Origin of the sequence: Aliirhizobium wenxiniae, assembly GCF_019511445.1 — a bacterium.
GTDB classification, from domain to species: Bacteria; Pseudomonadota; Alphaproteobacteria; order Rhizobiales; family Rhizobiaceae; genus Neorhizobium; species Neorhizobium wenxiniae_A.
Window position 1 is genome coordinate 16,012 of record NZ_JAEUAN010000001.1, and the last position, 17,978, is coordinate 33,989.

The window sequence follows — 17,978 nt, forward strand, 5'->3', positions numbered from 1 at the left end:
GAAAAGCCGCCGTCGTTGCAAAGGCTATGTTAGTAGAGCGACATATGGTTAGCGGGGCGTTAACCAGTGAAAGATCGATGTTTCTGTTTTGTTCATTTTTCGATGGCTATCAAGGGCGGGTGGAGCTAGGGTGAGACATGGCAGACATCATTCGAATCATCGGCATCGATCCTGGACTGCGGCGCACGGGCTGGGGAGTGATAGACACGATCGGCAACAGCCTGAAGTTCGTTGCCTCAGGCACGGTGACCTCTGATGGCGATATGGATCTCGCCTCTCGCTTGTGCCAGCTGCATGACGGGCTTGCCGAGGTCGTGCATGCCTACAAGCCGGATGAGGCGGCGGTCGAACAGACCTTCGTCAACAAGGATGCTGTGGCGACGCTGAAGCTAGGGCAGGCCCGCGGCGTCGTCATGCTGGTGCCGGCCCGTGCCGGATTGCCGGTTTCGGAATATGCGCCGAATGCCGTGAAAAAGGCGGTGATCGGTGTCGGACATGGCGACAAGAAGCAGATCCACATGATGCTGAAGATTCTGATGCCGAAGGTGGAGTTCAAGGGCGACGATGCCGCCGACGCACTCGCCATTGCGATTTGCCACGCGCATAACCGCGGCGGAAACCGGATGCGGCAGGCGCTGGCGGGCTGATTGGTCAAGACTTTGTTCTTGACTTGTTCTCGTGAGCGTAGTAGGTAATACCGCAGAGGTATTACCATGCGTGTCACTGAAAAAGGCCAGGTTACAATCCCGAAGGATATCCGCGATCGGCTGAATATCGGTCCTGGTTCGGAGGTGGATTTTGTTGCCGACGAGAAGGGCGCGCGGCTTGTGGTGCTCTCCGGCGAGAAGTCGTCTTCGCATGATGATTTCGCAACTTGGGTCCGGAATGTGTCGGGCACGTTTGACACCCAGGGAATGACCGCGGACGAATACATGGAATGGCTGAGGGGGCCGCGTGATGACCTCGGTCCTCGTTGACACCAATATATTCATCGATGTGTTCGGTCTGGAAACTCGCTTCACGCACTGGTCCTCCGAGGTGATCATCAGGCTGAGATCCGAAGCGAAGTTTGTGCTGACGCCAATTGTCTGGGCAGAGCTGGCGACGATGGCGTCCAGCGAAGACGAGTTGATGTTCATGCTGGCGCGGTTGGAACTGGTTCGAGAACCGCTACCGTTTTCCGCAGCATATCATGCCGGTCTGGCTCATACTTCTTATCGCCGTGCTGGTGGCCTTCGCGAGCGAACGTTGCCCGATTTCCTGATCGGGGCACATGCGTCGCTGAAATCGCATCGATTGCTGACGCGGGATGCGGCGCGCTACCGTGCTTATTTTCCGTCATTGCAAATTATCTCTCCCGAAACTCATCCTCTCTAGTCACGCGGCGGACATTTCATGATCGGCAAGCTTAAAGGTACTATCGACGAGATCGGCACGGACCATGTACTCATCGATGTGCATGGTGTCTGTTACGAAGCCTTCTGCTCGTCGCGCACGCTGTCACGGCTGAATGTCGGCGAGGCGGCGATCCTGTTCATCGAAACCTATGTGCGCGAAGACCAGCTGAAGCTGTTCGGCTTCGTTTCGGCGCTGGAACGTGAATGGTTCGGTTTGCTGCAGAGCGTGCAGGGTGTCGGTTCAAAGGTGGCGCTTGCGGTGCTTTCGACGCTGACGCCGGGCGAGCTTGCCAATGCGATCGCGCTGCAGGACAAGACGGCGGTTTCTCGTGCACCGGGTGTCGGGCCGAAGGTGGCGGTGCGCATCGTCACCGAGTTGAAGAACAAGGCGCCCGCCTTTGCCGGTGAAGCTGCCGCTAATATCGGCCTGAAGCAGGAGATCGGCGAGGGTGTGGCCTCTGCACCTGTTTCCGATGCCGTTTCGGCACTGACCAATCTCGGTTATTCGCGCGATCAGGCGGCAAATGCCGTTGCCGCGGCGCTGAAGACCGCGGGTGAGGGGGCTGATAGCGCCAAGCTGATCCGGTTGGGGTTGAAGGAGTTGGCACGCTGACTGCGTTCGCGGCTGCGTATTCTGCCCATGTCGTGTATTGACTGGTTAACTGGTTCGAACGGAAATACCTCATGACTGATGAAACCCGCCTCATCTCGCCGGAAAAGCGGGGCGAAGATCTCGATACGGCTCTGCGTCCTCAATCGTTGGACGAGTTTACCGGACAGGCGGAAGCGCGCGCCAATCTGAAGATCTTCATTGAGGCGGCGAAGAACCGCGGCGAGGCGCTGGATCACGTTCTCTTCGTCGGCCCGCCGGGATTGGGCAAGACGACACTGGCGCAGATCATGGCGAAGGAACTGGGGGTCAATTTCCGTTCGACCTCCGGTCCGGTCATCGCCAAGGCGGGGGATCTTGCCGCACTTCTGACCAATCTCGAAGAACGTGACGTGCTGTTCATCGATGAAATCCACCGGCTCAATCCGGCGGTCGAGGAAATTCTCTATCCTGCCATGGAGGATTTTCAGCTCGATTTGATCATCGGTGAAGGGCCGGCGGCGCGGTCGGTGAAGATCGATCTGTCGAAATTCACGCTGGTTGCCGCCACAACCCGTATCGGCCTTCTGACTACGCCGCTGCGCGATCGTTTCGGCATTCCAGTTCGTCTCTCCTTCTATACGGTCGAGGAGCTGGAAGGCATCGTGCGCCGCGGGGCGCGGTTGATGGGGCTGAAGATGACGGATGACGGCGCTCGTGAAATCGCACGCCGTGCCCGTGGTACACCGCGTATTGCCGGACGTCTTCTGCGCCGCGTGCGCGATTTTGCCGAAGTGGCGCGTGCGGAAGCGGTGACGAAGGAAATCGCCGACGAGGCGCTTGTCCGCCTCAATGTTGACCATGCCGGTTTCGACCAGCTCGACAAACGTTATCTCAACATGATCGCAGTGAATTTCGCCGGCGGGCCGGTCGGGATCGAGACGATTGCCGCAGGCCTTTCCGAGCCGCGGGATGCGATCGAGGATATTATCGAGCCCTACATGATCCAGCAGGGTTTTATCCAGCGCACGCCGCGTGGGCGTGTTCTCACTGCCGTTGCCTGGAAACATCTCGGCTTGCAACCGCCGAAGGACATGGAAGCGGCGCAGTTCCGCATGAGCCTCGAAGATGAGTAAGAAGGAAAAACCGCAGGATCTACGCATCCGGATGAAGTTCAAGCCGAAGCGTATCTTTCAGATGCGCATTGCCGGACTGGCGTTTCGGGATGGGCATGTTCTCGTGCATCGTGCGGTTCACGAGGCTTTCTGGACGTTTCCGGGTGGGCGCGCCGAGATGGGCGAGACTTCCGAAGAAACGCTTGCCCGGGAAATGGTCGAGGAACTCGGCGTCACCGCCAAGATCGGTCCGCTTCTCTGGGTGGTCGAGAACTTTTTCCATTACGAGGAAAAGGACTGGCACGAACTGGGTTTCTATTACCGCATGGAACTGCCTGAGAGCTTTCCATTCCATCCGACCGACATCGTGCACCGCGTGGTCGATACCCATGAACTCGAGTTCAAATGGGTGCCGGCGACAACGGCTTCGCTCAGGGAACTCGATATCCCGCCTTATTTCATCGCAGACGAGATCGAAAACTTGCCAACTTATCCGCGTCATGTCGTTCAGCGGGATGGCGACCTTGATCTGAAAGACTGATTTTGGAACATCATCCGGCTCCTTGAGTTCCCCTTGGAATGAAAGGAGCCATGCATGCAGAAGATCCATGTCGGAAACGAAGTCGAATGGAGGTGGGGGCGCTCAAAGGCGGAAGGCAAGGTTACCCGGAAATTCACGCAGGATATCGAGCGCCGCATCAAGGGGAAAACGATCAAGCGCAAGGCGGATAGCAAGGAGCCGGCGTTCCTGATCGAACAGGAAAGCGGCGCGAAAGTTCTGAAAAGTCAGTCGGAGGTGAAAAAGACTCATGGCTGACAATGATCTTGATAATCGTCCACCAGCAGAGGTGGCATCTGCCGCAGAAAAGGGGCTGAAATTCAGGGCGAAATTCCGGCGCGGAGGAACGACTGTCGGTATCGCCCGTGCCCGTGACCTGCAGCACCGCAAGCCGCTTTCCGATCTTACCGTGAAAAGAATGGTAAGCTATTTCGCCCGGCACAAGGTCGACAAGCGCGCCGAGAATTTCGGCAATGATGACGAGCCTTCGACCGGCTATATCGCCTGGCTTTTATGGGGCGGTGACGCCGGGCAGAAATGGGCTGAACAACAGGCGAAGGTCATTGAGGCCCGGAAGAAGGATAAGCGGCAGGCGAGCCGGCATGGAGGCGACGGCAACGTTCAGCGACACGCCTCACATCATCAGTGATCGCTGTCATACTGGCGAGCCAATATCGCCATAGTTTCCTCGAGCCGTCGCATTTTACCGGGCTGCCAGCCGATGCGGCGGATTTTTTCGGTATCCATCACGTTTGCGGAAAGCGCTGTGAAAGCCACCATCTGGGCTGATAGACCGAGTTTCTCGAGGATCGTTCGGGTGTCGACGGTGACGTCGGAAAGATTGAAGTTTTGTCCGGTGACGGATGAGGGCGGCAATTCCAGCATCAGCTGCACAGCCTGAGCCACATCCGCTCCGTGAACCTCGGTGCCGGCGCGTGGCGCAATCGGCCTGCCGGCCAGTGCGTCCGCAATGAGATCGTCCCATTTGTTGGGGCGAAGTTCTCCATAGATGCCCGTAGCGCGCAAGGATGCCGTGATGAAATCTGGACCGGTGAGGGCGCTGAGCGCCTTTTCGCAGGCGAGCTTGATCTCGCCGTAAAGAGAGGTGGGGCAGAGAGGCAGATCTTCCGTGAGCCTGGTGCCGGGAGGGAGCCCGTCGTAAACCGCTCGGCTTGAGAGGAAGACGACCCGCTTGACGTCTGCGCTTTTCGCGGTTTCGAAGAGTTTTGCCGAGCCATCGAGATTCAGCCGCTGAAAGCGCTTTGGGTTCTGGCCTTCGCCACCCCGATATCTTCCGGGCAGGTGATCGAAGGCGGCGTGGATGAAGGCTTCGATGCCTTCGAATGCGCCGATCTGGTCGAGCTTTGGATCAAGCTGCAAAGACCGGAATTCGAGCGGCTGCGCGAAAAAACCGTGCGGTTGCGGCTTTCGGGCGCCGACCACGACCGTGTGCCCGGCATCCAGCAAGCCGTTGACGATGTAGCGGCCGACAAGCCCCGTTCCACCGGAGACCAGCACTTTCACGCTGCATCTCCGGGTTCTGGACGTTGCGGGCCGGAAAGGGTGGAGATCTCCGGGATGTTGCGGCCCTCATGGAAGGCATGCCAGAGGTCTATCAGCGGGCGGAGAATTTCCGTCTTGGCGTGGTCCGTCTCCCACGGCTTTTCATATTGGTAATGCAGGATTGCGATGCTTTTCCAATCCCATAGGGCGGGCATGTTGAACCAGACATATTGCAGCATGTTCATGGTGACCGGCAGGCCATGCCAGTCGGGAAAGAAGGTCTCCAGAAACGTCTGGTCGGTGCGCCGCCAGAAGGTATCTGGCTGATCCAGCACTGTCAGCATCCGCTCGAACGTGTCGAGCGAGGGCTTTGCAACGAAGACGCCGGAATTCAGCCGGTGGAAATCTGCAAGGCTCTCATAGACATTCGGGGCTGCGGAAAATTCCGGGTAATCGAACAGCTTGTCGATATTCTTCAGCACGATCACGTCGGCATCGAGGAAGACGATGGTGCGATATTCGGTGAGCTGCCAGAGGCGCAGCTTGCAGAAATTGTCGAGCGGGGTGTGGAAGTCGGGTTTGCGGCCCTTTGTGAACGGAGCCGCGCCATGCAGGTTTTTTCGCGCATGGCGTTGGTTGAAGGCGTCGGACAGGGGGAGGTGCTCGACGGGGACGAGCCGACAGCCGAGTGACTGGAGGGCGCTGAGCGTTTCTGTGTCGACGGCGCCGGTGTGGAGAATGACGATGTCTGCTGATGTGCCAGTGTGACGTAACGAGCGGACGAGGGCGGTGGCGCCTTTCACGTAGTCCGAGTTCGTGACGAGGGTTACGAAGGCGTTTTTCATGGGGTGAGTCCATTTGCGCGCGGCAATCGTCATGGCCTGATTCCACGTCGGCAGATCCTCGGGACAAGCCCGAGGATGACGTTTCGGAGGTCTTACGAAACCGACTTCAGCCGCTTGCCTTCCGGATCGCGTTCGACGGTGGCGGCGATGTCCTTGGTCCAGGCGGAGACGGCGGGGACGCGGCTGCGATCAACGCGGTAGGCGTATTTCTTCGCAACGTCGACGATCTCGGCAAGCAGGCCTTCACCAAGCGTTGTCGGCTTGAGGCCGAGTTCGATGAACTTCTCGTTCTTCACCACGAGATCGTTCTCCGGTGCTTCCTTGCGCGGGTTGGGCAGCCAGGCGATCTTGGCGCCGGTCATCTTCGATATCATCTCGGCCAGATCACGGACACGGTGCGTCTCGGTCATCTGGTTGAAGATCTCGACGCGGCCACCGCGGGCAGGGGGATTGTTGAGCGCGATCTCGATGCAGCGAACCGAATCCTGCACGTGGATGAAGGCGCGCGTCTGGCCGCCGGTGCCATGTACGGTAAGCGGATACCCGATTGCCGCCTGGATGAGAAAACGATTCAAGACCGTCCCGTAATCCCCATCATAATCAAAGCGATTTATCAGTTGCTCATGGATGCGAGTCTCTGCCGTATGGGTGCCCCAGACGATGCCCTGATGCAGATCGGTGATCCGCAGGCGGTCGTTCTTCGCGTAGAAGGCGAAGAGAAGCTGATCCAGGCATTTGGTCATGTGGTAGATCGAGCCGGGATTGGACGGGTAGAGAATTTCCTGGGAGACCGTCTCGCCGCTCATCGTCTCGATGCCGACCGGCAGATACCCTTCGGGGATGGCAGCGCCGACGGTCGAATAGCCATAGACGCCCATCGTGCCGAGATGGACGAGGTGAGTGTCGAGATCGAGTTCGACCAGCGCGTTCAGCAGGTTGTGCGTGGCGTTGACGTTGTTGTTGACCGTGTAGTTCTTGTGGCGATCGCTCTTCATCGAATAGGGGGCGGCGCGCTGTTCGGCGAAATGCACGATCGCGTCCGGGCGGTGTTCCGCCAGCCAGTTCTTCAGAAGCTCATAATCCTTGGCGAGATCGATGAGGTTGAAATGGATGCGGCGGCCGGTCTCTGCATGCCAGATACGGGTGCGTTCCTGTATCGAATCCATCGGGGTCAGCGACTGCACGCCGAGTTCGGTATCGATCCAGCGACGGGAAAGATTGTCGAGAATATGGACCTCATGGCCCGCATGGGACAGGTGAAGGGATGTAGGCCATCCGATGAAACCGTCGCCGCCCATGACTGCAATCTTCATAAAAAATCTCCAGTGGTGTTCTGATTTTTTCCTGTTAGGGAGGAAATATGACGCCCGTTGGATAGTGGGGCGGTATGCTGCCAATATCCAGAGGACGATAAGGTTTTTCCAAGGCAAGCCCCATGCATAGTGATAATTTTCTCCTTTCCGGCGAATTGACCGACCACGGCCATCGCCTCGTGCAGCGGGTCTATTACGAGGACACTGACTTTTCCGGCGTCGTCTATCATGCTCGCTACCTTCACTTCCTCGAAAGAGGTCGGACCGACTATCTGCGTTGCCTGGGTTGCGAGCAGAGCGCGCTTCTGGCCGCCGACGAGGAGGGGCTCGTGTTCGTCGTCCACCGGATGGAAATCGACTTCAAGCAGCCGGCACGGATGGATGATGTCCTGACAATCATCACCGCGACGGAAAGGGCCGGTGGCGCCAAGATGGTGCTGATCCAGGAAATCCGTCGTGGCGACACGCTGCTGATCGCGGCAAAGGTGGTGATCGCTGTGATCAACAAACATGGGCGACCGCGGCGGCTGCCGGAGACGATCGCCGAGAAGTTTCTGGGGCATGGCGCTTAAGCGCCACGCCTCGCATATGGGGCCTGCTGTTCAGGGACGGAGAATCAGGCCGCTCTTGGTCATCTTCTTCATGCCCGGCTTGAGCTCAGTCGGGCATTTTCCGGCATAGGTGACCTTGGCATTGGCATGAAGCGTATTGGTCTTGCCGAGCGCATTGACGAACCGGGTGACTGATTCGAAGCGGTAGCCGGTCTTGAAATCTCCCGAAAACGTGACCTGCAATTTGGCGTCAGTTTTATCGGTCAGCTTGCAGGTGGCGTCGATCTTTCCAGATGATTTGCGGGTGCTGGAACCCGTTACCTTGCACTCATTGGCGAAATTATCCCAGACATCGGTATCCAGAAAGTCGTTTCGGGTCTCGTCGATGCACATCGACCAATCCGCGAACGGGTTGTCTTCGGCCTTGAGGAGCCAGAGGCCGGCTGTTCTCGGCGGGATATCCTTGGCCGCGGCGGGCGAAATCAGGAATGCGGATAGGAGAGCGGCGCCGGCAAGGGCGCGTTTGAAAACAAGCATTTATTCCTCTTTGAAAATATTCGGCGCCAAGTTGCGCGAGGCCGCCAGAAGGCGGGGCGGTAATATCGCGATCGATAGCCAAAGCAGTTGGCGCGCTCAACCTGCCGGTGGTTGTGCGTCGGCATATCTCGCGCAAACACCACTCGAATGGCCGGCGCGAACTCTGGTCAATTGTCGAGTCGTTTCAGAGGGATGGGGTGCGGTGCTGTAACGCATTATTAACGATAATGTTGTCTTACTCAGACCTGAGGAATTTGTACAACGCACGCCTTCCTTTGACCAAATTTGAAGGCGAGAAGCCAAGCAGAAAACTCAGGACATCTTGGGGTTAGGGCTGCGCTCTCGGTGGTCAGACAGATATTCGCGAGCATGCGCTTTGGAACCCGCCCGGTCACCATGCCGGGCGTTTGGATTCGGGGATAGTTGATGGAACAGGTAGCTTTGGAAGCCGCGACGCATGACGTCAGTCTGTGGGCGCTTTTCATGCAGGCAGGACTTATCGTCAAGCTGGTCATGATCGGTCTGATCGGTGCGTCGGTCTGGACCTGGGCGATCGTGCTCGACAAGTATGTGAGCTTCAACAAAGCACGCAAGCAGTTCGACCAGTTCGAACAGGTCTTCTGGTCGGGACAGTCGCTGGAAGAGCTTTACCGCACGCTCGGTGAGCGCCAGAACAACGGCCTTGCCGCCATCTTCGTCGCCGCCATGCGCGAGTGGAAAAAGAGTTTCGAGCGCGGCGCCCGTTCGCCGATCGGCCTGCAGATGCGTATCGACCGTGCAATGGACGTGACGATGGCACGCGAAGGCGAAGCCTATGAGGCGCGTCTGGGTTCGCTCGCCACGATCGGTTCCGCCGGTCCGTTCATCGGCCTCTTCGGTACGGTTGTCGGTATCATGACCTCGTTCCAGGCGATTGCCGGTTCCAAGTCGACCAACCTTGCGGTCGTTGCTCCGGGTATCGCGGAAGCGCTGCTTGCCACCGCTATCGGCCTTGTTGCCGCTATTCCGGCCGTTATCGCCTACAACAAGTTTATGGCCGAAGCGGGCAAGCTCAATTCCCGCATGGAAGGCTTTGCCGACGAATTCTCGGCCATCCTGTCTCGTCAGATCGACGAGAAGCTGCAGCCGCGCCAGGCCGCGCAATAAGCCGCGCGACGAAGGAGAGCTAGATCATGGGCATGTCAGCTGGAGGAGCGAATGCATCGGGTGGCGGTCGCCGCGGACGTCGCGGTCGCCGTCGTGGCGGTGCCATCAGCGAAATCAACGTGACGCCGCTTGTCGACGTCATGCTGGTGCTTCTGATCATCTTCATGGTCGCAGCACCGATGATGACTGTTGGCGTGCCGATCGACCTGCCGGAAACGCAGGCGAAGGCGATGAATTCCGATACCCAGCCGATCACCATCTCCGTCAATCCGACGGGCGAAATCTATCTGCAGGAAACCCCGATCGCGATCGACGAAGTCGTGCCGAAGCTCGAGGCGATTGCCACGACCGGTTACAACGAGCGCATCTATGTGCGTGGCGATACGGCTGCCGCCTATGGCGTCGTGATGAAGGTCATGGCCCGTATTTCTGCTGCCGGTTACAAGAATATCGGCCTCGTTACCCTTCAGGAACAGGACAGGTAATCGGCTGCCATGAAGGGAAGTCTCGGCACATCGCTGGTTCTTCATACGCTGGTTCTGACCTGGGCGATGGTTTCGCTCAGTGCGCCGGCGCCGATGACCGTGGCCGACGTCGAGGCGTTGCCCGTCGACATCGTGCCGATCGAAGATATGACGATGATGATGCAGGGCGACAAAACGGCGCCCATGCTCGAAAAGCCTGCTGCCAAGCCGACCACTAATCAGAAGATCGTCGAAGGCGCTGAAAATGCCGGCGAGAACGACGTCGATCTGAAGACACCGCCGACACCCGCCAAGAGGCCGGTGCAGGTGGAGGCTGCGGCTGCACCGAAGCCGGCTGAGCGCCCGACACCGACGCCGACGCCAGAGCAGAACGAAGTCAAGGACATCGCGCCGGAAGAGACCGCGCCGAAGCCGACAGAGATGGCAGCACTTCCGCAGCCGAAGCCCGAGCCGACGCCGCCGAAACCGGAACCCACTCCGGCGCCGGAACCGACACCTGCGCCCGCACCGACCCAGGCGGAGGAAATGCCGCTTCCGTCTTCCATTCCTCTGCCGGCTGCCAAGCCGAAGCCGGAACCGCCGAAGGAACAGGCAAAACCGGTTGAAAAACCTGTCGAGAAAAAGCCGGAGACGAAGCCTGCCGAGACTGCAAAGCCGACCGACAAGAAGGAAGGCAAGAAGCAGGAAACGGCAAAATCTTCCTCTTCGCAGAAGAGCGATTTCAACGCAGACGAGATCGCTTCGCTGCTCAACAAGCAGGAATCGTCCGGCGGCGGTGCGAAGCGCTCTACCTCACCGGCATCCACCGGTAGCACCAAGCCTTCCACCGGCGCGAAGCTGAGCCTTAGCGAGATGGATGCGTTGCGCGGCCAGATCCAGAACAACTGGTCGACCATTGCCGGTATCGAAGGATTGCAGGGCATGGTGATCCGCGTGACGTTTCAGCTCGACAGGTCGGGCATGATTATCGGTGAACCGGAGGTGACCTCGACCGGCGGTTCGTCCATGGCGCGCCGGACGATGGAAGGTGGTGCGCTGCGCGCAGTCTTGAAGTCGCAGCCCTTCAAGGGGTTGCCGGCCGAAAAATACGACGCCTGGAGCGAAGTCGCCGTCAATTTCGACCCCAGTGAGTTGGGGCTCTAGAGAATCAAATAGCTGAGAGGCTTTAGCGATATGATCAAACGTTCCCTCATCGGTATCATGATGGCGATTGCCGGAATGGCGATGACGGTTTCCGCTCCGGCCCATGCGGCGGTGGAAATCAACATCAACAAGGGCAATGTCCAGCCGTTGCCGATCGCGATCACGGACTTCCAGTCCAACAATGATCTCGGCGCGCAGATCGCCCAGGTGGTTGCTGCCGACCTGCAGCGCTCCGGCCTGTTCGCTCCGGTGAACAAGGCGGCGTTCATCGAGAAGATTTCCGATCCGAACAAGGCTCCGCGCTTCCAGGACTGGACGGCGATCAACGCACAGGCGCTGGTCGTCGGCCGCGTGACCCGTGAGGGAGACGGCCGTCTTCGCGCAGAATTCCGCCTGTGGGACACCTATGCCGGCCAGCAGATGACCGGCCAGCAGTTCTTTACCCAGCCGGACAACTGGCGGCGTCTGGCGCATATCATCGCCGATGCGATCTACGAGCGCATTACCGGTGAAAAGGGCTATTTCGACACCCGCGTTGTCTTTGTCTCCGAAAACGGCCCGAAGACTGCCCGCCAGCGCCAGCTTGCGATCATGGACCAGGACGGTTTCAACGTCCGCATGCTGACCAACGCCAAGGACATCGTTCTGACGCCGCGCTTCTCGCCGAGCCGTCAGGAAGTCACCTATATGTCGTTCGAAGGCAACCAGCCGCGCGTCTATCTGCTGCAGCTGGAAACCGGACAGCGCGAAGTGGTCGGCAACTTCCCGGGCATGACGTTTTCGCCACGCTTCTCTCCCGATGGCCAGAAGGTCATCATGAGCCTGCAGCAGGAAGGCAATGCCAATATCTACACGATGGACCTGCGCTCGCGCACGACGACCCGTCTGACCTCGACGGCTGCGATCGATACGGCACCGTCCTATGCGCCTGACGGTCAACGGATTGCCTTCGAGAGCGACCGCGGCGGACGTCAGCAGATTTATGTGATGAATGCCGACGGCTCGGGCCAGAACCGTATTTCCTTCGGTGACGGTTCCTATTCGACACCGGTCTGGTCTCCGCGCGGCGATCTGATCGCGTTTACCAAGCAGTCGGGCGGCAAGTTCTCGATCGGCGTGATGAAGCCGGACGGTTCGGGCGAGCGTATCCTGACCTCGGGCTTCCACAACGAAGGCCCGACCTGGGCGCCGAACGGCCGCGTGCTGATGTTCTTCCGTCAGGGCGCCGGTGCCGGCGGTCCGCAGCTCTATTCGATCGACCTGACCGGTTACAACGAGCAGATGGTCAAGACACCGTCCTACGGTTCGGACCCGGCTTGGTCGCCGCTGCTCGAATAGTCGGCAGCACACGGTGCTGTTGTGTGAACGACTGCAATCAAGAGTGAGGCAAGCTTGCCTCTTTCCTGCCCCAATCTCGCGGGAATGGGGCAGATACGGGACACCGGAAGGTTTGGTTAACCATACGCATTTGAACATGGTTAACTCAATTAGGTTAGAGTCTGGCAACTCTGAATTTCATGATCCAAGGAGAGACCGGCCATGAGCCGCACTGATACCCAGGCGATGAGCCGCATGCAGAACCTCGCTCGCAATCCAGCCGTCATCGCGCTCACGCTTGCGCTGGCGCTCGCCGGCTGCGCCAACAAGAAGAACCTGCCCAACAGCGCAGGCGAACTTGGTCTCGGCGGTGCAGGTTCGGCCACGCCGGGCTCGACGCAGGACTTCACCGTCAATGTCGGCGACCGTATCTTCTTCGACACCGATTCGACCTCGATCCGCGCGGACGCACAGCAGACGCTCGATCGTCAGGCTCAGTGGCTTGCCCGTTACCCGAACTACGCGATCACCGTTGAAGGCCATGCCGACGAACGCGGTACCCGCGAATACAACCTGGCGCTCGGCGCACGCCGTGCAGCCTCCACCAAGGAATATCTTGCTTCGCGCGGCGTACCGGCCAACCGCATCAAGACGATTTCCTACGGCAAGGAACGTCCGGTCGCCGTTTGCGACGACATCTCCTGCTGGTCGCAGAATCGCCGCGCCGTTACCGTTCTCGGTGGCGCCGGCATGTAATCCTGGCCGCGGCTTTTGCCTCGGCGAAGATGACAATTACGTTAGAAAAGGTGGTCTTTCGGCCACCTTTTTTGTTTTTCCTTAGTTTGGCCCCGATTCCCTAGATTTTGAATGACGGCTTGGTTGCTTTTTGGCGGCAGGTAAGAAAAATCCGTCTCGCGTCATCCCGACGCAAATCAGAGAAGCAGGACGAACGACATGAAGAAAATTGTCTTGGCAGCAATGCTGGGGCTGGCGGCAATGGCAGGCCCAGCTGGCGCCTTCCAACTTACATTGCCGAAACTCTTCCAGGGCGAGCAGAGCGTTCAGCAACAGGCAAAGCCCGAACAGGGCGAAATCATCCTGGCGCAGAACAATGATGCCGTTCGTAACCAGCAGCTCCAGGAAGAAATCCGGCAGCTCAATGGCCGGATCGAGGAAATGAGCTATCAGTTGCTGCAGATGCAGGAACAACTGCGCAAGACGCAGGAAGATAACGAATTCCGCTTCCAGGAGCTGGAAAAGAAGAAGAGAAGCGACTTGGGCGACACGGGCGGGCAACCGGCCGTGGCGTCCAGCCGCCCTTCCTCCTCGTCTTCCTCTCAGGCCGCCCCTGCAGGTGGCGACGATATTTCCCGCATCATCGAGACGCCATCCGACAATGGTGCTTCCCAGAGCAATTCCGCGCCGGCACCGACCACGCTCGGTTCGATGGAATTCGATCAGAACGGCAACCCGATCGGTGCGAGCCGCAACGACAGTGCCCGCAATTCGTCAGCTCTTCCCGGCGTCGATACAGGATCTCCCCGCGCTGGCCGCGATCCGCAGCAGACTGCGTCGCTCGGCAGCGAGAGCGATGCCTACAAGATCGCCTACGACCATGTGCTGACAGGCGACTACAAGCTCGCCGAAACCGAGTTCACCAGCTACATTGCGGCTTACCCCAAGAGCAGCCGTCTGCCTGACGCCAATTTCTGGCTCGGCGAGGCACAATATTCGCAGGCCAAATATAACGAAGCGGCCAAGACCTTCCTCAATGCCCACCAGACCTATGGCAAATCGCCGAAGGCTCCTGAAATGCTTCTGAAGCTCGGCATGTCGCTTGCCGCGCTCGACAACAATGAGACCGCCTGCGCCACACTCAAGGAAGTGCCGCGCCGCTATCCGAGTGCGGCCAAGGCCGTGCTTTCCAAGGTGAGCAGCGAGCAGAAGCGCCTCGGCTGCTAAGCGGGTCTATCGTGGCTGTGCTCCAAGACTTGTCACTGTCTCCGCAGGAGGCGGTGAAATCGTTTCTCGAAAGGCTGACAAGGCCATGTCGTATCCTCGTCGCGGTTTCTGGCGGGAGTGATTCGATTGGCCTGCTTCTCAGCCTCCATGGTGCGCCTGCCGCGCTTGAGGCGATGGGACACACGCTTGTTGCCGCAACCATTGATCACGAACTCAGGGCGGAGGCCGCCGGTGAAGCCGAGACGGTTTCACGGCAATGCCGAGAGCTGTCGATCCCTCATGTCATCCTCCGCTGGTCTGGCGAGAAGCCCAATTCGGGCATTTCGGCGGCCTCTAGGGAGGCGCGCTACCGGCTGCTGATGGAGGCTGCCGACAGGTTCGGTGCGGATGTCATCGTTACCGGCCATACGCTCGATGACCAGATCGAGACGGTGGCTATGCGGGCCAGCCGCAGCGAAGCAGATGCCAATCTCGGCCTGGCCGGCATGGCGGAGGCGGTGTTGCTCGATCGCAGTTGCTGGCTGATGCGTCCGTTTCTTGCGACGCGGTGTGAAGCCATTCGAGATACTCTGCGGCAGTCGGGCAGGGGGTGGATCGACGATCCCAGCAATTGTGATCTCCACTATGAACGTGTCCGTGTGAGGGAAGGGCTTGCGGATCGATCCGACATGCCGACCGAGACTATTCGGTTGGCCGCGCGGCGGCGGTGCCAGCTTGCGGATAACGCGGCAGATCTTGCTCGCCGCTATTTGCGGGTCACCCATGGTGTTTTAGCCCAGCTCGCGCCCGAGGTTATGAACGAAGAGCCCGAGATCCTTCGCCACTTGCTGGCAAATCTTGCGGCCATCCTGGGCGGACGCCAGTACCTGCCTGCATCGGCGACGATGGATCGCGTCATGGCGATGCTCGATCGGCGCGTGATGGGACGCATGACGGCAGGGCGCGTCATTTTCGATGTCAGGCGGGAAGGGCTCTTCCTGCATCGCGAAAATCGCGACCTTACGGCTATTGAGATTGCAAAAGGACAAACGCAAAGCTGGGATGAGCGCTATCGGATTGAAAATCGAAGCGAGGTGGCCATCAAGATCGGCCCAACTGCTGCCGAGCGCCGAATGGCCACCATCATGTTCCCCGATGCGCCGCCGGCTGTCGCCATGCGGGCCATGACCGTGATGCCGGATATCCATCCTGTCCTTGCGTCATCGATCACGATCGATAAAGCGAGTGTGATCGTCGAGCCAGTCCTTGCTCCCTACGACCGTTTTTTGCCGCAGTTTGAGCTTAATCTCGGCAACGAGCTTGCGCTTTTGTTCGGATGCGACGCGCTTCCCGCTATTCCGATTAAGGTTTTCGAGCGGAAAAGCTAAACGGAGGTGCCGCCTTGCCTTGGCAAGGGCGTAACGCAACCTTATGTTATGGACCAGAAAAGGTGGCCGCCTCAGCGGCCGCAATGGCAGTCCGGGGAGTTCGATGAACCCAAACTTTCGTAATTTTGCCCTCTGGGCTATCATAGCCCTATTGCTGATCGCCTTGTTCAGCATGTTCCAGACGGCGCCGTCGCAAACCAGTTCCCGCGATGTTCCCTATTCGCAGTTCCTGAAGGATGTGGATTCGGGCCGTGTTCGCGATGTCGTGGTGACGGGCAACCGTGTCATGGGCACCTATGCCGAGAACGGCCAGAACTTCCAGACCTATTCGCCTGTGATCGACGACTCGCTGATGTCGCGTCTGCAGGAAAAGAACGTCACGATCGTTGCGCGTCCCGAAACGGACGGCTCGTCCGGTTTCCTGAGCTATCTCGGTACATTGTTGCCGATGCTCCTGATCCTCGGTGTCTGGCTGTTCTTCATGCGCCAGATGCAGGGCGGTTCGCGTGGCGCCATGGGCTTTGGCAAATCCAAGGCCAAGCTTCTGACGGAAGCGCATGGTCGCGTGACGTTTGAAGACGTTGCCGGCGTTGATGAAGCCAAGCAGGACTTGGAAGAAATCGTCGAATTCCTGCGCGACCCGCAGAAGTTCCAGCGTCTCGGCGGTCGTATTCCGCGCGGTGTTCTGCTCGTCGGCCCTCCTGGCACGGGTAAGACGCTTCTCGCCCGTTCGGTTGCCGGCGAAGCCAATGTTCCGTTCTTCACCATTTCCGGTTCGGACTTCGTTGAAATGTTCGTCGGTGTGGGCGCGTCCCGTGTCCGCGACATGTTCGAACAGGCCAAGAAGAATGCGCCCTGCATCATCTTCATCGACGAAATCGACGCTGTCGGCCGCCATCGTGGTGCCGGCCTTGGCGGCGGTAACGACGAACGCGAACAGACGCTCAACCAGTTGCTGGTCGAGATGGACGGCTTTGAAGCCAATGAAGGCGTGATCCTGATCGCCGCCACCAACCGTCCTGACGTACTTGACCCCGCGCTGCTGCGTCCGGGCCGTTTCGACCGTCAGGTCGTGGTGCCGAACCCGGATATCGTCGGCCGCGAGCGCATCCTCAAGGTGCATGCCCGTAACGTGCCTTTGGCTCCGAATGTCGACCTCAAGGTTCTGGCTCGCGGTACGCCCGGCTTCTCGGGTGCGGATCTGATGAACCTCGTCAACGAAGCTGCACTGATGGCTGCGCGCCGTAACAAGCGCCTCGTCACCATGCAGGAATTCGAAGACGCCAAGGACAAGATCATGATGGGCGCGGAACGCCGCTCGTCCGCCATGACCGAGGCCGAAAAGAAGCTTACCGCCTATCACGAAGCCGGCCATGCCATTACGGCGCTCAAGGTTCCGGTTGCCGATCCGTTGCACAAGGCGACGATCATTCCGCGCGGCCGTGCCCTCGGCATGGTCATGCAGTTGCCGGAAGGCGACCGCTATTCGATGAGCTACAAGTGGATGGTCTCGCGCCTCGTCATCATGATGGGCGGCCGCGTTGCCGAAGAGCTCACGTTCGGCAAGGAAAATATCACCTCCGGTGCATCCTCGGATATCGAGCAGGCCACGAAGCTTGCCCGCGCCATGGTCACCCAGTGGGGCTTCTCCGACGTTCTCGGTCAGGTCGCATACGGTGAGAACCAGCAGGAAGTCTTCCTCGGTCATTCGGTGTCGCAGTCGAAGAATGTTTCGGAAGCGACAGCTCAGAAGATCGATACGGAAGTGCGTCGCCTGATCGACGAAGCCTATCAGGAAGCTCGCAAGATCCTCACCGATCATCACGATGGTTTCGTGGCGATCGCGGAAGGTCTGCTGGAATATGAGACGCTGACCGGTGAAGAGATCAAGGCGCTGCTGAAGGGTGAAAAGCCCGCCCGCGATCTCGGTGACGATTCGACCCCGAGCCGTGGTTCGGCCGTACCCTCGACCGGTGCCAAGAAGGACGAGCCGAAGGGCGGAGAGCCCGAGGCGGGTCTCGAGCCGCAGCCGCATTGAGGCAATTTTACTGAGTTACAAGGACCGCCGTGGACCCGTCCGCGGCGGTCTTTTATGTTAACGATGGCTTATCCGGTCACGGCATATGATCGGCTTTGACGCTAATTGACG

At 59.0% G+C, this 17,978-nt stretch carries 21 protein-coding genes; 17 read left to right on the plus strand and 4 right to left on the minus strand.

Features of this window, described 5'->3' with window-relative positions:
- Positions 1–137 precede the first annotated feature (137 nt).
- The 8 genes from ruvC to JNB91_RS00125 all read left to right on the plus strand — a co-directional run bounded on the left by ruvC (position 138) and on the right by JNB91_RS00125 (position 4,309).
- A complete protein-coding gene (gene ruvC, locus JNB91_RS00090; RefSeq protein ID WP_220323488.1) occupies positions 138–647 on the plus strand; it encodes a crossover junction endodeoxyribonuclease RuvC in 510 nt (169 codons plus the stop codon).
- A gap of 66 nt (positions 648–713) precedes the next feature.
- Positions 714–977 carry an AbrB/MazE/SpoVT family DNA-binding domain-containing protein gene (locus JNB91_RS00095; protein WP_220323489.1) on the plus strand — a complete coding sequence of 88 codons (264 nt, stop codon included), beginning with the start codon at positions 714–716 and terminating at the stop codon, positions 975–977.
- A complete protein-coding gene (locus JNB91_RS00100; RefSeq protein ID WP_430736225.1) occupies positions 955–1,377 on the plus strand; it encodes a type II toxin-antitoxin system VapC family toxin in 423 nt (140 codons plus the stop codon). The genes JNB91_RS00095 and JNB91_RS00100 overlap by 23 nt, the downstream gene beginning before the upstream one ends.
- Positions 1,378–1,395: 18 nt before the next feature.
- A complete protein-coding gene (ruvA, locus tag JNB91_RS00105; protein ID WP_220323491.1) occupies positions 1,396–2,010 on the plus strand; it encodes a Holliday junction branch migration protein RuvA in 615 nt (204 codons plus the stop codon).
- A gap of 71 nt (positions 2,011–2,081) precedes the next feature.
- Positions 2,082–3,122 (plus strand): Holliday junction branch migration DNA helicase RuvB, encoded by a 1,041-nt coding sequence (gene ruvB / locus JNB91_RS00110; RefSeq protein ID WP_183990370.1) that lies wholly within the window; start codon positions 2,082–2,084, stop codon positions 3,120–3,122.
- Positions 3,115–3,642 carry an NUDIX hydrolase gene (locus JNB91_RS00115; RefSeq protein WP_220323492.1) on the plus strand — a complete coding sequence of 176 codons (528 nt, stop codon included), beginning with the start codon at positions 3,115–3,117 and terminating at the stop codon, positions 3,640–3,642. Before ruvB ends, JNB91_RS00115 begins: the two co-directional genes overlap by 8 nt.
- A 54-nt stretch (positions 3,643–3,696) precedes the next feature.
- Entirely contained in the window at positions 3,697–3,918 is a 222-nt protein-coding gene (locus JNB91_RS00120) for a hypervirulence associated TUDOR domain-containing protein (RefSeq protein WP_220323493.1), read from the plus strand.
- Positions 3,911–4,309 (plus strand): hypothetical protein, encoded by a 399-nt coding sequence (locus JNB91_RS00125; protein WP_223217991.1) that lies wholly within the window; start codon positions 3,911–3,913, stop codon positions 4,307–4,309. Before JNB91_RS00120 ends, JNB91_RS00125 begins: the two co-directional genes overlap by 8 nt.
- Here the strand turns inward: JNB91_RS00125 and JNB91_RS00130 are convergent.
- From JNB91_RS00130 to JNB91_RS00140, 3 genes are all read right to left on the minus strand, one after another.
- Complete coding sequence (locus JNB91_RS00130) at positions 4,303–5,184, minus strand: NAD-dependent epimerase/dehydratase family protein (RefSeq protein WP_220323494.1); 882 nt, start codon at positions 5,182–5,184, stop codon at positions 4,303–4,305. The genes JNB91_RS00125 and JNB91_RS00130 overlap by 7 nt on opposite strands.
- Positions 5,181–6,008: a glycosyltransferase gene (locus tag JNB91_RS00135; protein WP_223217992.1), complete on the minus strand. Its 828-nt coding sequence runs from the start codon at positions 6,006–6,008 to the stop codon at positions 5,181–5,183. Before JNB91_RS00135 ends, JNB91_RS00130 begins: the two co-directional genes overlap by 4 nt.
- A gap of 92 nt (positions 6,009–6,100) precedes the next feature.
- Entirely contained in the window at positions 6,101–7,321 is a 1,221-nt protein-coding gene (locus tag JNB91_RS00140) for an NAD-dependent epimerase/dehydratase family protein (protein WP_220323496.1), read from the minus strand.
- A 122-nt stretch (positions 7,322–7,443) separates the two neighbouring features.
- Here JNB91_RS00140 and ybgC point away from each other — a divergent pair, with 122 nt between their 5' ends.
- Entirely contained in the window at positions 7,444–7,893 is a 450-nt protein-coding gene (ybgC, locus tag JNB91_RS00145) for a tol-pal system-associated acyl-CoA thioesterase (protein ID WP_220323497.1), read from the plus strand.
- Between the two features lie 30 nt (positions 7,894–7,923).
- Here the strand turns inward: ybgC and JNB91_RS00150 are convergent, their stop codons facing one another.
- On the minus strand, positions 7,924–8,409 hold the full coding sequence (locus JNB91_RS00150; protein WP_220323498.1) for a hypothetical protein: 486 nt from the start codon (positions 8,407–8,409) through the stop codon (positions 7,924–7,926).
- Between the two features lie 426 nt (positions 8,410–8,835).
- Between JNB91_RS00150 and tolQ the strand changes: the two genes are divergently transcribed.
- The 8 genes from tolQ (at position 8,836) to ftsH (ending at position 17,867) form a co-directional block, all read left to right on the plus strand.
- Positions 8,836–9,555, plus strand: coding sequence for a protein TolQ (gene tolQ, locus JNB91_RS00155; RefSeq protein WP_220323499.1), 720 nt, complete (start codon positions 8,836–8,838; stop codon positions 9,553–9,555).
- A 26-nt stretch (positions 9,556–9,581) separates the two neighbouring features.
- Entirely contained in the window at positions 9,582–10,040 is a 459-nt protein-coding gene (gene tolR, locus JNB91_RS00160; protein WP_220323500.1) for a protein TolR, read from the plus strand.
- Positions 10,041–10,049: 9 nt separating this feature from the next.
- Positions 10,050–11,183, plus strand: coding sequence for an energy transducer TonB (locus JNB91_RS00165; RefSeq protein ID WP_220323501.1), 1,134 nt, complete (start codon positions 10,050–10,052; stop codon positions 11,181–11,183).
- A gap of 30 nt (positions 11,184–11,213) precedes the next feature.
- Positions 11,214–12,521, plus strand: coding sequence for a Tol-Pal system beta propeller repeat protein TolB (tolB, locus tag JNB91_RS00170; protein WP_220323502.1), 1,308 nt, complete (start codon positions 11,214–11,216; stop codon positions 12,519–12,521).
- Between the two features lie 201 nt (positions 12,522–12,722).
- Positions 12,723–13,256, plus strand: a complete 534-nt coding sequence (gene pal, locus JNB91_RS00175; RefSeq protein ID WP_220323503.1) for a peptidoglycan-associated lipoprotein Pal — start codon at positions 12,723–12,725, stop codon at positions 13,254–13,256.
- Positions 13,257–13,454: 198 nt separating this feature from the next.
- Positions 13,455–14,462, plus strand: a complete 1,008-nt coding sequence (gene ybgF, locus JNB91_RS00180; RefSeq protein ID WP_220323504.1) for a tol-pal system protein YbgF — start codon at positions 13,455–13,457, stop codon at positions 14,460–14,462.
- A 53-nt stretch (positions 14,463–14,515) separates the two neighbouring features.
- On the plus strand, positions 14,516–15,829 hold the full coding sequence (gene tilS, locus JNB91_RS00185) for a tRNA lysidine(34) synthetase TilS (protein WP_346269244.1): 1,314 nt from the start codon (positions 14,516–14,518) through the stop codon (positions 15,827–15,829).
- A 103-nt stretch (positions 15,830–15,932) separates the two neighbouring features.
- Positions 15,933–17,867: an ATP-dependent zinc metalloprotease FtsH gene (ftsH, locus tag JNB91_RS00190; protein ID WP_220323506.1), complete on the plus strand. Its 1,935-nt coding sequence runs from the start codon at positions 15,933–15,935 to the stop codon at positions 17,865–17,867.
- The last annotated feature ends 111 nt before the right edge of the window (positions 17,868–17,978 follow it).